The sequence below is a fragment of the Streptomyces sp. 1-11 genome, assembly GCF_007176755.1.
Lineage (GTDB): Bacteria > Actinomycetota > Actinomycetes > Streptomycetales > Streptomycetaceae > Streptomyces.
Map to the genome: position 1 here is coordinate 1 of NZ_BJTV01000027.1, position 13,728 is coordinate 13,728.

The 13,728-nt window shown below is 73.9% G+C and carries 8 protein-coding genes; 4 read left to right on the forward strand and 4 right to left on the reverse strand.

Translation table 11 applies throughout. The annotated features are described in order from the left end of the window. Positions 1–423: 423 nt before the first annotated feature. Positions 424–972, reverse strand: coding sequence for a MarR family winged helix-turn-helix transcriptional regulator (locus TNCT1_RS34110; protein WP_143639981.1), 549 nt, complete (start codon positions 970–972; stop codon positions 424–426). A 110-nt stretch (positions 973–1,082) separates the two neighbouring features. On the opposite strand from TNCT1_RS34110, the gene TNCT1_RS34115 reads away from it, so the two are divergent. Continuing rightward, positions 1,083–2,369, forward strand: coding sequence for an MFS transporter (locus TNCT1_RS34115; protein WP_235903046.1), 1,287 nt, complete (start codon positions 1,083–1,085; stop codon positions 2,367–2,369). 78 nt (positions 2,370–2,447) lie between these two features. On the opposite strand, the gene TNCT1_RS34120 is transcribed toward TNCT1_RS34115, so the two are convergent. Together TNCT1_RS34120 and TNCT1_RS34125 are read right to left on the reverse strand one after the other, a co-directional pair. Beyond that, positions 2,448–4,094, reverse strand: a complete 1,647-nt coding sequence (locus TNCT1_RS34120; RefSeq protein WP_143639985.1) for a SpoIIE family protein phosphatase — start codon at positions 4,092–4,094, stop codon at positions 2,448–2,450. 133 nt (positions 4,095–4,227) lie between these two features. Next, positions 4,228–5,607: an NAD(P)/FAD-dependent oxidoreductase gene (locus tag TNCT1_RS34125; protein ID WP_143639987.1), complete on the reverse strand. Its 1,380-nt coding sequence runs from the start codon at positions 5,605–5,607 to the stop codon at positions 4,228–4,230. A gap of 379 nt (positions 5,608–5,986) precedes the next feature. On the opposite strand from TNCT1_RS34125, the gene TNCT1_RS34130 reads away from it, so the two are divergent. Both TNCT1_RS34130 and TNCT1_RS34135 read left to right on the forward strand, forming a co-directional pair. Next, positions 5,987–6,790, forward strand: a complete 804-nt coding sequence (locus TNCT1_RS34130) for a TetR/AcrR family transcriptional regulator (protein WP_143639989.1) — start codon at positions 5,987–5,989, stop codon at positions 6,788–6,790. A 336-nt stretch (positions 6,791–7,126) separates the two neighbouring features. After that, the gene (locus tag TNCT1_RS34135; protein WP_174266547.1) at positions 7,127–9,061 is read left to right on the forward strand and encodes a sigma-70 family RNA polymerase sigma factor; all 1,935 of its coding nucleotides are present in this window, start codon (positions 7,127–7,129) and stop codon (positions 9,059–9,061) included. Positions 9,062–9,452: 391 nt separating this feature from the next. On the opposite strand, the gene TNCT1_RS34140 is transcribed toward TNCT1_RS34135, so the two are convergent. Then, positions 9,453–11,531, reverse strand: coding sequence for an asparagine synthase-related protein (locus tag TNCT1_RS34140; RefSeq protein ID WP_143639991.1), 2,079 nt, complete (start codon positions 11,529–11,531; stop codon positions 9,453–9,455). Between the two features lie 746 nt (positions 11,532–12,277). Between TNCT1_RS34140 and TNCT1_RS34145 the strand changes: the two genes are divergently transcribed. Further along, positions 12,278–13,702 carry an MFS transporter gene (locus TNCT1_RS34145; protein WP_143639993.1) on the forward strand — a complete coding sequence of 475 codons (1,425 nt, stop codon included), beginning with the start codon at positions 12,278–12,280 and terminating at the stop codon, positions 13,700–13,702. Positions 13,703–13,728: the final 26 nt, after the last annotated feature.

Below are 13,728 nucleotides of genomic sequence, written 5' to 3' on the forward strand. Positions count from 1 at the left end.
CGGGCGCTTCCCTTCGTTCTTGCGTTTCCGACTCTATCAGATCTTTTCTCGACCCGATTTCCTCGGTGCTTTCCAGGTTCCCGCTTCCGCGTTTCCCTTTCCGGCGGTTCCGACTCTATCAGACCCTTTCGGCGCCTGACCCCCAGTCAGCGGGGCTTGTCCTCGCGGCCGTTGGGCCGTTCCGACGTCTCAAACCTTAGCGGATCCGCCCGGCGATTCCCAATCGGGCCGCCGAGCCCCTATTCGAATTGAATTCGGGCACGCCGAAATCAATCCCGTAGGGAGATCGTGCTGGTGTGAGGGTGCCGCTCGTAGCGGCGGAGGTGTCGTCGAGGAACCGTTACGGCTCCGCGGCAACCCGGAGAACTTTACGGATCGGGCAGGGAGGTGTCAAGCATCCCTGTCAAGAACTTTTGCGGGACCTCAGTCCAGGTCGCTGAGCCGGCCGCCGGCGTCCGGCTGGGCATGCTCCACCCGGCGCAGGAGCCTGGTCAGCACCTCGCCGAGCACCAGGCGCTCGGCGGGGCTGAGGTCCTGGAGCAGCTCCTCCTCGAAGACGGTGGCGAGGCGCATGGCCTCGAGCCACTTCTCCCTGCCCTCGGGGGTGAGCTCCACGATCACCCGTACGCGGTTGGTCTCGTCACGCTCCCGGGTGACCAGGCCCTCCGTGACCATGCGGTCGATGCGGTGGGTCATGGCGGCCGGCGTGAGGCCGAGCCGCTTGGCCAGTTCGCTCGGTCCCAGGCGGTACGGAGCACCGGAGAGGACCAGTGCCTTGAGGACCTCCCACTCGGCGTTGCTGATCCCGAGGTCCGCCGTCTGGCGGCCGTACGCCACGTTCATGCGGCGGTTCAGCCGGGACAGCGCCGACACGATCTTCTCGACCTGGGGGTCGAGGTCCTGGAACTCGCGCTGGTAGGCGGCGATCTGTTCTTCGAGGGTCGGCTCCGTGTCGCCGGGCGTGTCGGCCATGGCCGCAGTATCGCACGACGTCCCTTTGCCTTGAAGTCCTTGGACGTGTACTCTTTAGCTTCGAACTTTAGCTTCGAAGTCTTCACTCCTAACTTGTGAGAGAGGTGAACGTGACCAGGGCGATGGGCGCAGCGATGCGCCGGATCCACGTGGGCAACGCACTCAGCGCTTTCGGGCTCGGCTTCACGGTCCCCTACCTGTACGTCTACGTGGCGCAGGTGCGGGGTCTCGGAGCCATGACGGCGGGTCTCGTGCTCGCCGTCTTCGCCGTGGCCGCGCTGATAGTGCTGCCGTTCGCCGGCCGCGCGATCGTGCGCCGCGGCCCGCTGCCGGTCCTGCTCGCCGCCCTGGTCGCCGCCGCGCTGGGTGCGCTGAGTCTGGGACTGGCGGGCAACGCCGGCGCCGTCCTGCTGTCCGCCGCGGTGCTCGGCGCCGGGCAGGCCGTGATGCAGCCCGCACTGGCCACGATGATCGTGGACTGCTCGACGGCGGAGACCCGGTCGCGCGCCTTCGCGATGCAGTTCTTCCTGCAGAACCTGGGACTCGGCGTCGGCGGCCTGATAGGCGGCCACCTCGTCGACACCACCAAGGTCTCCTCCTTCACCCTGCTGTTCGCGATCGAGGCGGGGATGTTCCTGCTGCTGGTCGCGGTGATGGCGACGGTGCGGATGCCGCACTCGCCGCGTATCGCCGACGCGCCGTCCGACGGAGTGAAGGGGAGCTGGAAGCGGCTGCTCGGGAACCGGGCGATGGTGCAGCTGTGCGTGCTGGGCTTCGTGCTGTTCTTCGCCTGCTACGGGCAGTTCGAGTCGGGGCTGAGCGCCTACGGCGTCGAGGCCGCGGGGATATCGACCTCGGCGCTCGGCACGGCGCTGGCCGCGAACACGCTGATGATCGTCGTCGCGCAGTTCGCCGTGCTGAAGTTCGTCGAGCGCCGCCGACGGTCCCGGGTGATCGCCGCTGTGGGGCTGGTCTGGGCCGTGGCGTGGCTCGCCGCGGGGTACGCCGGGCTGGGACACGGCAGCCAGGAGATGGCCACCGCCGCGTTCGTGTCGACGTACGCGCTGTTCGGTCTGGGCGAGGCGATGCTGTCGCCTACGGTCGCTCCGCTGGTCGCCGATCTGGCTCCGGAGGGGATGGCCGGCCAGTACAACTCGGCTTTCGCTCTGGTGAAGCAGTTGGCGCTGGCGGTCGGGCCGGCGGTGGGCGGGCCGCTCGGCGCCTCGCTGCACGCGCCGTACATCGTGACGTTCCTGCTGTTCTCGCTGGGGATCACCGTGCTGGCGCTGCGGCTGGGCCGTGGGCTGACCGCCGCGCAGGACCAGCCCTGGGCTGTCTCCGCGAGCCGGGTCGTGGCCCGGGGCGCGGCCGCGGAGCCGGTCGCCGCGGAGGCGTAGGCGCCCGGTGCCGGTGCGGCGCGGTGCGGCGCGCCTGGCACGTGCCCTGCGGGTGTCCGGACCACTGCCGAACGGCCGCTAGCCCTTCGGCAGCAGGAACTCGCACCACACTGCCTTGCCGCCGCCCGGGGTTCTTCGTGAGCCCCAGTGGGAGGCGATGGTGGCGACGATGGCGATGCCCCGGCCCGATTCGTCCGCCGGTTCCGCCTGGCGGCGCCGGGGGAGGTGGTCGTCGCCGTCGGTGACCTCGATGATCAGGCGGCGGTCGGTGCGGCGCAGCCGCAGGCGCATCGGGGGTGTGCCGTGCTGGAGGCTGTTGGCGACCAGTTCGCTGGTGGCGAGGACGCCCAGGTCGTGCAGGTCGGCGGGGAACCGCCAGCTCGTCAGCACGCCGGAGGCGAAGGCTCTGGCCCGGGGGGCCGCTTCCACGCCGCCGAGGAGTTCCAGGGCGGCGTTGCGGAAGAGGTCGCCCTCGTGGCCCCTGCGGGCGGGGTGCTGGAGGACGAGGACGGCCACGTCGTCGTCGTGGTCGGCGGTGACGCCGGCCGAGCGGACCAGGCGGTCGCAGACGACCTGGGGGGTGCCGGTGGCGCCGGACAGGGCGCGTTCCAGGGACGCGATGCCCTCGTCCAGGTCCTCGTCCCGGCGTTCGACCAGGCCGTCGGTGTAGAGGACGGCCGTGGAGCCGGGCCCCAGTGGGATCGAGCCGGAGGCGTGCACCCAGCCGCCGGTGCCGAGCGGCGGGCCGGTGGGCTCGTCGGCCCGCAGCACCGTGCCGTTCTCGTCGCGGACCAGGATGGGCAGGTGGCCCGCGGACGCGTACACCAGGCGGCCCTCGTTGGGGTCGTGGACGGCGTAGGCGCAGGTGGCGATCTGGTTGGCGTCGATCTCGGCGGCGAGGCCGTCGAGGAGCTGCAGTACCTCGTGTGGCGGGAGGTCGAGGCGTGCGTAGGCCCGCACGGCCGTGCGGAGCTGGCCCATGACGGCGGCCGCCCGCACGCCCCTGCCCATGACGTCGCCGATCACGAGGGCCGTGCGGCCGCCGCCGAGGGTGATCACGTCGTACCAGTCGCCGCCCACGGCGGCCTCGGTGCCGCCGGGCTGGTAGGTGGCGGCGATGCGCAGGTCGTCGGGCTGTTCCAGTTCCTGCGGGAGCAGGGAGCGCTGCAGGGTGACGGCGGTCTCGCGCTGGCGGCGCTCGCTGGCGCGCAGGCGTTCGGCGGCTTCGGCGTGGTCGGTGACGTCGGTGGCGAAGACCAGTACGCCCGCGTCCCGGTCGCCGCCCTCGGTCACCGGGGTGCAGGTGAAGGTGTAGGAGCGGCCGTCGACGGCCTTGCGGGACTTCAGCGTGCGCGGTCTGCCGCTGCGCAGCACCTGGTCGAGGAGCGGGAGCAGGCCGAGTTCGGCGAGTTCCGGGAGCGCCTCGCGGGCGGGGTGGCCCGGGGGCCGCACTCCGAAGGCCGAGGTGTAGGCGTCGTTGACGTAGGCGATGTGGTGGTCGGGGCCGTGGACGAGGGCGACGAGGGCCGGGACGCGGTCGAGGACGTCGCGGGCGGGCAGTTCGTCGACGGCGGGCACGGGCGGTGTCCCGTCGGCGGGCCGGCCGGCGCGGGCCGCGGGCACGGAGCCTTCCCCCCGGCGGTCCGGTGGGACCGCGGTGTCGGTCCGCGCGGCGGCGCGGCGCTGCGTTCCGGGGAGCCGGGCGCTCCAGCGCGTGAAGTTCACAGTGGGGAAAGCCTCGTGTGTGCTGAGGGCGGGCGGGTGCCCGTCCGAGGACGTGGGGCAGTCTGGCAGGTGGCCGTCGTCCGCGGCGATATTCGTCAGACGCCGGGGCGGCCCGGGGAGTTCCCGGGCCCGGTCAGGACGACCCCTTCGGGTCGTCGGAGGGGCTGTGAGGAGGCCGTCCCCCGGCCGCGAGTTCGAACTCCGCTCGGGGGTGTTCGAGTGAACCGAGCGAGACGATCTCCCGTTTGAAGAGACCGGCGAGGGTCCACTCCGCCAGGACCCGGGCCTTGCGGTTGAAGGTGGGCACCCGGCTGAGGTGGTAGACGCGGTGCATGAACCAGGCGGGGTAGCCCTTCAGCTTGCGCCCGTAGATCTGTGCGACGCCCTTGTGCAGGCCCAGGGAGGCCACCGAGCCGACGTACTTGTGCGCGTACGTCTCCAGGGGCTCGCCGCGCAGCGCGTGGGCGATGTTGTCACCGAGGGTCCTGGCCTGGCGGACGGCGTGCTGGGCGTTGGGCGCGGTGTGGGCGCCGGGCTGGGCCGCGGTGACGTCGGGGACGGCGGCGGCGTCGCCCGCGGCCCACGCGTGCGGGGCGCCGTCGACGGCCAGCTCGGCCGTGCACTTCAGGCGGCCGCGCGCGTCGAGGGGCAGGTCGGTGGCGGCGAGCAGCGGGTGCGGTTTGACGCCGGCCGTCCACACGAGCGTGCGGGCCGGGAAGCGCTGGCCGTCACTGAGGACGGCGACGCGGTCGGCGCAGGACTCCAGGCGGGTGCCGAGCAGGACCTGGATGTTGCGGCGGCGCAGCTGGGTGACGGTGTAGCGGCCCATCTCCTCGCCCACCTCCGGCAGGATGCGGTCGGAGGCCTCGACGAGGATCCACTTCATGTCCTCGGGGCGGACGTTGTGGTAGTAGCGCGCGGTGTAGCGGGCCATGTCCTGCAGTTCGCCCAGCGCCTCGACCCCTGCGTAGCCGCCGCCGACCACCACGAAGGTGAGTGCGGCGTCGCGGACCGCGGGGTCGCGGGTGGAGGAGGCGATGTCCATCTGCTCGATGACGTGGTTGCGCAGCCCGATGGCCTCCTCGACGGTCCGGAAGCCGATGCCGTACTCGGCGAGGCCGGGGATGGGCAGCGTGCGGGCGACCGAGCCGGGGGCGAGGACGAGCTCGTCGTAGCCGATGAGTTCGGCGGCCCTGCCCTCGCCGGCGGTGGCGAGGGTGGTGACGGCGGCGGTGCACACCGCGTGGTCGATGGAGGTGACCTCGCCGACGACGATGTGGCAGTGGTCCAGGACGCGGCGCAGCGGTACGACGACATGGCGGGGGGAGATGGAGCCCGCGGCCGCCTCCGGGAGGAACGGCTGATACGTCATATAGGGGTCGGGAGTGACGACGGTGATGTCGACCTCCCCCCGCCTGAGCTCCTGCTTCAGCCTCCGCTGCAGGCGCAGGGCCGTGTACATCCCGACGTAGCCGCCGCCGACAACCAGAATGCGCGCACGTTCCTTCACCATCCCATGACGCACCCGTAGCTGTTGTTTGTCCACAGCCCCGGCAATTTGTGTGACCGGCGAGCGGGTGTGCGCGCGCCGATGCGCGCCGCCGGGCCGGGGAGAAAGCGGGCAGGTCAGCAGGGGCGGGCGAGAGCGGGCGAAGGTGCGTTATCGGGGCGTAACTGACCCGTACTCCGATCGAGGGGCGCACTGTGCGGAACCTGCCCCTTCTGAATTGACTGCCTCTCAACTATGTTCGTGTGTCGACGGGGTGTAGGGGATGTGGCCGAACGGGTCCGCGAAGGGCGGTCCCGGTCAGGGACCGTTGCCAGGTCCGCGCACTCCGGAATCAGTGGCGGGGAGAGTCTCCGGGGGGAGACGTCATTTACCGGGGGAACACATGCATGTTCAGGACACTCATTGGTCGTCGGCAGCCGCACTCGCATCGGGCGGCACGACGGTGAGCGCGGCGGGGGGCAACGGGCGCGCGGACTCGGCGCGCACGACGCCGCTGCGGGTGGACGCACAGCGCAATCTGGAGCACGTGCTGCGTGCGGCGCGTGAGGTGTTCGGCGAGCTGGGCTACGGCGCGCCGATGGAGGACGTGGCACGGCGGGCGCGGGTCGGGGTCGGGACGGTGTACCGGCGCTTCCCGAGCAAGGACGTGCTGGTCCGGCGGATAGCCGAGGAGGAGACCGCGCGGCTGACCGAGCAGGCGCGGACCGCCCTCGGGCAGGAGGACGAGCCGTGGTCGGCGCTGTCCCGCTTCCTGCGGACGTCCGTGGCGTCGGGTGCGGGACGGCTGCTGCCGCCGCAGGTACTGCGGGTCGGCTCCGCCGGCACCGGCGAGTCGGACGGCCCGGTCGGGCTGGTCGTCGCGCCGGGTCCGAGCGGCTCGGGCGATGAGCTCCGGGTGCCGCAGCAGCGGGTGCAGCCGGGGACCGGCGAGTTGCGGCTGGTCCCGGAGGACGCGTCCGCGGCCGTGGCGGACGACGCCGGGGTCGGCGCGCTGCTCGAAGTCGTCGGGCAACTGGTGGACCGGGCCCGGGAGGCGGGCGAGCTGCGGACGGACGTGTCCGTGGCGGACGTGCTGCTCGTGATCGCCACGGCGGCTCCGTCGCTGCCGGACGCGGCGCAGCAGGCCGCCGCTTCGGCGCGGCTGCTGGACATCCTGCTGGAGGGACTCCGGTCCCGGCCGGTGTAACCGCGGCCCCCGCGGCCCCGGTCCGGCTTCGGCTTCGGCTTCGGCTTCGGCTTCGGCTTCGGCTTCGGCTTCGGCTTCGGCTTCGGCTTCGGCTTCGGCTTCGGCTTCGGCTTCGGCTTCGGCTTCGGCGGGATCTTGTTCCGGGCCCGCACCACCCGTGCGTTGTCACGGTCGGGTGGTGCGGGCGGCCCGCGTAGCGTGCGTGGCGTGCGTGCCAACTGGGAGCCCGGTAACCGAATTTCACGTTCGGGTGACGCTCGGTACTGCCGGGAAGAGTGCTGTGGCACCCTGAGCCGGTGACGGGTTGGGCTTTGCCGGTTTCGGGGGCTTTGCACGATGGGCGCTGACGGGTGGGACGAGCCGCGTGGTGATGGCGAATCCGAGGCCGGCGGGCTGACCTCGCCCCAGGTGCCGAAGCAGGGCGGCCCGGCCGAGGCACCCGTCGAGGCGGGCCTGCCCGCCCAGCGGGACGGCAGGGCCCCCGCGCACCGCCGGACGCTCCCCGCGGACGGCGAGTTGATCCACCGGATGCGCGCGGGGGACGACTCCGCCTACGAGGAGCTGTACCGGCGGCACGCGGACGCCGTGCGGCGCTACGCCCGTACCTGCTGCCGGGACGCGCACACCGCGGACGACCTCACCGCCGAGGTCTTCGCCGGCATGCTGCAGGCGGTACGGGGCGGCGCCGGGCCCGAGTACGCCGTGCGCGCCTATCTGCTCACGTCGGTACGGCGCGTGGCCGCGCACTGGGCCAGGTCCGCCCGGCGCGAGCAACTCGTCGACGACTTCGCCGTCTTCGCCCAGCAGGCCGCCGCCCGGCCCGCCGAGGGCACCGGCGACGAGGCGGTGGACGTGGGCGCGGACGTCCGTGCGCTGCACGACGCCGAGCAGTCCATGGCGCTGCGGGCCTTCCGCTCGCTGCCCGAGCGCTGGCAGGCGGTGCTGTGGCACACGGAGGTGGAGGACGAGTCGCCCAGTGAGGTGGCCGTCCTGTTCGGACTGGACGCCAACGGCACCCGGGTGCTGGCGAGCCGGGCCCGGGAGGGGCTGCGGCAGGCCTATCTGCAGGCCCATGTGAGCGCGGCGCTCACCGGTGACGAGGAGTGCGCCCGTTACGCCGACCAGCTCGGCACCTACGCCCGACGCAAGCTGCGGCTGCGTGCCGAACGGGGACTGCGCAAGCACCTTGAGGAGTGCGCGAGGTGCCGGCTGGCGGCCGCGCAGATCGAGGAGGTCGCGGGTGGCATCCCCGCCGTGGTGCCGGTCGCGGTCATCGGCTGGTTCGGGGCCGCCGGGTACGGGAAGGCCCTCGCGGTCATCGCCGGCGGCGCCGGGGCGGGTGCGGCGGGTGCCGCAGCGGCCGGAGGGTCCTCCGCGGCCGGCGGGGGCTCCGCGGGATCGGGTGCGGGCGGGGGCGCGGCCGCCGCCGGGGGGCTCGGCGCGCCCGTGAAGGCCGGGATCGCGGCCGGTGTGGTCGCGGTGGCCGCGGCCGCGGTGGCGCTGGCCCTGGTGAACGACGGCCGTCCGGCCCTGGAGGTGGCCGGGCCTGCGCCGTCCGCTCCCGTTCTGCGGACCCCGCCGCCGTCGGTGTCGTCACCCGCGCCCGTTTCGCCGCCCGCTCCATCGCCGACCGGTAGGAAGCCGCCCGCCGCCCAGCCAATGGCGCCGGTCTCCAGGACGGGCTCCGCGCCGGCGCCGGCGCCGGTCTCCTCGCCACCCGCTTCCGCGCCCGCACCCGTGCCAGGGACGACCACTGCTCCGCGGCCCACCACGGAGCCCAGTCCTGAGCCGTCCCCGACGGCCGCCCCGACCACGGCTCCCCCTCCTGCCCCGGCTCCCGTGGTCTACGAGTGGAGCGGCCTGCGTTACGACGTCAACGGGGACGGGACCGTGCCGGAGATGCGGCTGCGGCAGAGCAGTTGGGTGTGGCAGCGGTACGGGATGTCGGTCGGCGGGAAGCGGTACACGCGTGGCGTGTCCGTGCGCGGGGGCTCGTCCGTCGTCGTCGACCTCAATCGCCGGTGCACCGCCTACGACGCCCTCGTCGGCGTCGACGACATGACCCTCGGGCTCGGCAGGGCCGTCTTCTCCGTGTACGCCGACGGGGGCTTGCTGTGGCGGTCCGGGGTGGTCGCGGGGCGGGACGCGGCGGTGCCGGTGCACGTCGATCTCACCGGGCGCGGGACGGTACGGCTTGAGGTGTCGGGTCGGGGCGCCGGGCTCGACCGGGTGGCGCCGGCCGACTGGGCCGAGGCGCGGTTCAGCTGCTGAGGGCGCCCGGCGCGGTCGGGCGGCCGGGCCGGAGCTGTCCGCTCCGAACGGTGCTCGGGGCTTCGCCGCTGGTGTTCGCTCCGCGCCCTGAGCGGCGCTGGACCGGGGCTGATTGCGTAACCGCGCCGAAGGGATCACCGCTGACCCACCGGTGCCGCCCTTGGCCGCCCGCCTGTCCGCAGCCGTGCCGCCCTTCGCAGTACGCCTGCCCGCAGCCGTGCGGACCCGGTCCCCGCAGCAGCCACGCCCGGGCACCCGCGGCCACGCCCGCACCCGAGCCACCACCGGAAGACCACCGACCCGCACGACACGCGCGGGCTGCACAGGCCCACGCACCCGCGGCCACGCTGCGGGTGCCCCGCCCGCGGTGCAGGTGCCCAGGCGTCGTCGGTCAGGCGCCGGAGGCGAGGGCGTTGCGGCGGGGCTGGATTCCCGAGGGGACCGCCCGGGCGCGGGCCGGGGTGCCGGTCCAGCAGGTGCCCCGGCGGGCCAGGAGGCGGCGGAGCCAGAGTTCGAGGGAGGTCAGGTCGGCCAGGCCGTCGAGGGGCAGGGGCTCGCCCGTCGCGGCGGCGCGGACGGCCTTGCGTACCACCCGGGCCTCCACCAGACCCGCGTCCGCCAGCAGGGGCGTGGCGAAGAGGTCCATGAGGTCATCGGCGGCGAGGCGCAGGCCCGCGCGGGTGGCCGCCGCCGAGGTGCCGTGGGGCGGGGCGCCCCAGCCGGGCGGGAGGTCGGTGACGCCGGCGCCTTCCAGGACCCGGCGCAGGACGGCGGAGCGGGCGCCGGGCTGGACCCGCAGGGCCTCGGGGAGGGCGCGGCAGGCACGGACGACCTGGTTGTCGAGGAAGGGCGCGTGCAGTCGCTGGGAGCGGACCTCGGCGGCCTGTTCCAGGACGCGGAGGTCGGCGGCGTGGCGGGCGAGGGCGGCTCGCGCGCGGTAGTCGCCGGGGCGCTGGGCGGAGCCGAGGGCGGAGCGGTCCGGCTCCGCCTGCAGCAGAACCGATACTTCAGCCAGTGCCTCCCCGGTCAGCCAGCGGGCCGCCGGCCCGGGTCTGGCCCAGGCGAGGCCGGCGAGGGAGGCGCCGACCGCGCCCTTCGGCTCGTCGAAGCGGTGGCGCATCAGCCGCTCGGCGAGCAGTTCGAGGCCCGTCCGGTACGGGGTGCGGGCCAGCCGCCGGGCGGCGCCGTACACGCGCGCGGGGACCATCACCGAGCCGTCGGCCCGGGCGAGCGCCGCGACCGGCCGGACCAGGTGGCGGCGCTTGCGGTCCATGAGGAGGTCGGCGAGGCGGGCGGGGTGGGCGTCCAGGACCTGCCGGGCGCCGTGGCCGGTGAAGTGGTCGGCGCTGCCCGCGGCGAGGCGGGCGCGGTGGCGGGCGGCCGTCACCAGGGACGGGCCGGGCTCGTCGGTGAGGGGGCCGTCGAGGTCGGCGTACGGCAGGGTCCGCTCGTCGCCGGTGACCACGACATGGTGCAGGCGCGGGTTGGCCGCGAGGGCGCCGGCGCGTTCGACCTCCGGCTCGCGGCCGCCGACGGCCAGGTCGTTGAAGGTGACGGCGAGCAGCCGCTCCCCGGCGCCGGTGCCGTGGCCGAGCAGGGTGCCGGGCCTGCCGGGCAGCCCGGCGGCCAGCAGGGCCAGCGTGCCGGAGGCCGGTCCGCCGGACAGGTCGGCGCCGATGCCGGGCACGGGCATCCCGCGCGCGGCCCGCCGCTCGGCCGGTCCCATGCCGGGCACCGGGCCGGGGTCGAGGCCGGGTACGTGCCGGGGCGCCGACAGCCGCGCGCGTACCGCCTCGACGAGGGCGTCGCGTACGGCGTCCACCGCGCGGTCCGGGTCGGCGGGAGGCGCGGCGACCGCGAGGGAGGCGACCGGCTCGTAGCCGGTGATCTCGCGCGCTCCGGCGCGCAGGACGAGGGCGTGGCCCGGCGGTACCCGCCGCACGCCCTCGTACGGGGTGGTGTCGCGCAGCGCGGCCGGCACGTCGGGGGCGGCGAGCAGGGCGGCCAGGTGACCGAAGTCGAGGTTGGCCTCGACGAGGTCGGCGAGCGGCAGCGCCGCCGTGGCGTAGGCCGTGCCGCCGGCCCAGGGGGTGTGGAAGACGGGGCGGGCGCCGGCGAGGTCGCCGCAGACGGTGATGCGGCGGCCCACCTGGACGACGGCCGTGTAGCTGCCGGGCCAGGCGGTCAGATGGCGCAGCGCGCCCCCGCGCGCGGTGAACAGGCCGCGCCGCAGCTCCTCGTCGGTGGCGCCGCAGGTGCCGAGGACGGCGATGCGGTTCTGGCCGTCGGAGTGCACCACGCGCACCTCATCGGGGCGCCAGTCGCCGACGGCCCACAGCGGGTCGGGGTCGCCCCACAGGAGCTGGGAGCCGACCGGGTGCAGCGTCTCGCCGTCATGTCCGGTGGCGCCCGCCGAGCCGATCCCGGCGACGGCAGCGGCGGTGCTGCTCCAACCCACCAACCACCGCATCGACGCCTCCACACAGCGTGGACAACCACTGCACCGTACGAACCGGGTCCCCATGCTGCCATGAAGAACGCGCCACGGAGGCGCGGTGACGCCGCCTTCGATCGAGGGAAACCGGGGAACGGGTCCGCGAGGTGCGGCAGAGTACCGGGTACGGACCGACGGGTGAACTCCCGGTCGCCCGGCGGCCGGCGACGGAAACGGGCACGACGGGTGCGACGCGAATGCGCCCCTCTATGCGCCCCGCGAACGCCTTTCGCGCCCTCAAGTACCGTGGTGGGAGCGGTAATCGCTCATCCTGAGCAGGGCTTGTTTTCAGCCAAATCGGTGACAGCCGCGGAGGTTTGAGCACGCTCCGTACAGGCCTGCGCAACGCCTGCCGGCGCGGTCACGCGCACAGTCCGGGAGGCGGTCAACGCCTCCCGGACCGGTCCGCCACCCGCGGGGATGAAGGCGGCGGTGTCCCCCAGCCCACTGGATCCAGTACAGCGGGCCGACCCACGCGACAGCCATGGAACCGCTTGCCGGATGGCCGGAGAAGAGCGCACGGACGGGCGCACGGCCACACGTGCGGGGGCACGCCGCGAGGCCCCGTGCACGGTGCGTACAGGGCCGTACTCCCGTACGGACCACAATCCCGCCAACCGGAACAATGCCCCTTAACGCTTGGGATGCGGCGAACTACGCTGGGTTTACGAATGCCGCACGGTTATGCCAGCGCGGCAGCCGTCTGTGTCGAGGGGTGGCGCATGTCCAGGGAGCAACGCGGGCCGAACGAAAAGCTCGGCGCCGTTCTCGCCCTCGCGGGAATCAGCAACGCCGGACTCGCGCGGCGCGTCAACGACCTCGGCGCCCAACGCGGGTTGACGCTTCGCTACGACAAGACCTCGGTGGCGCGCTGGGTGTCGAAGGGGATGGTGCCGCAGGGCGCGGCGCCGCACCTCATCGCGGCCGCCATCGGCCAGAAGCTCGGCCGCCCGGTGCCGCTGCACGAGATAGGCCTGGCGGACGCGGACCCCGCACCCGAAGTGGGCCTCGCCTTCCCCCGGGACGTGGGGCAGGCCGTGCGGTCCGCCACCGAGCTGTACCGGCTCGACCTGGCCGGGCGCCGGGCCGGCGCCGGCGGCATCTGGCAGTCCCTCGCGGGATCGTTCGCGGTGAGCGCGTACGCCACGCCCGCGTCGCGGTGGCTGATAACCCCCGCCGACAGCTCGGTCGCACGCGAGGCGAACACCGCCGAGGGCTCCGGCGCACCGATAAAAGTCGGCCACAGCGATGTGCAGAAACTGCGGGAGGCCGCCGAGGACGCCAGGCGCTGGGACTCCAAGTACGGAGGCGGCGACTGGCGTTCGTCCATGGTGCCGGAGTGCCTGCGGGTGGAGGCGGCGCCCCTGCTGCTCGGCTCCTACTCCGACGAGGTGGGCCGCGCGCTGTTCGGGGCCTCCGCCGAACTGACCAGGCTGGCCGGCTGGATGGCCTTCGACACCGGGCAGCAGGAGGCGGCGCAGCGGTACTACATCCAGGCGCTGCGGCTCGCCCGGGCGGCGGCGGACGTCCCGCTCGGGGGGTACGTGCTGGCCTCCATGTCGCTGCAGGCGACGTACCGGGGCTTCGGCGACGAGGGCGTCGACCTGGCGCAGGCGGCGCTCGAGCGCAACCGGGGGCTGGCGACCGCCCGCACCATGAGCTTCTTCCGGCTGGTCGAGGCGCGGGCCCACGCGCGCGCGGGGGACGCGCCGGCCGCGGGGGCAGCCCTGAAGGCGGCGGAGAGCTGGCTCGAACGATCCAGGGACGGTGACAACGACCCTTCGTGGCTTGGTTTCTATGGTTATGACCGGTTCGCCGCTGACGCGGCGGAGTGCTACCGCGACCTGAAGGCGCCGCGCCAGGTGCGGCGGTTCACCGAACAGGCGCTGTCGAAGCCGACGGAGGAGTTCGTGCGGTCGCACGGGCTGCGCCTGGTGGTGTCGGCCGTCGCCGAGCTGGAGTCGGGCAATCTGGACGCCGCCTGCGAGCAGGGGGTGCGGGCCGTGGAGGTGGCGGGGCGGATCTCGTCCGCGCGGACCACCGAGTACGTCAAGGACCTGCTGCACCGGCTGGAGCCGTACGGCGACGAGCCACGGGTGGTGGAGCTGCGGGAGCGGGCCCGGCCCCTGCTGGTCGCCCCGGCGTAGAACCGCCCGGTCCGGGTTTGAAGGCG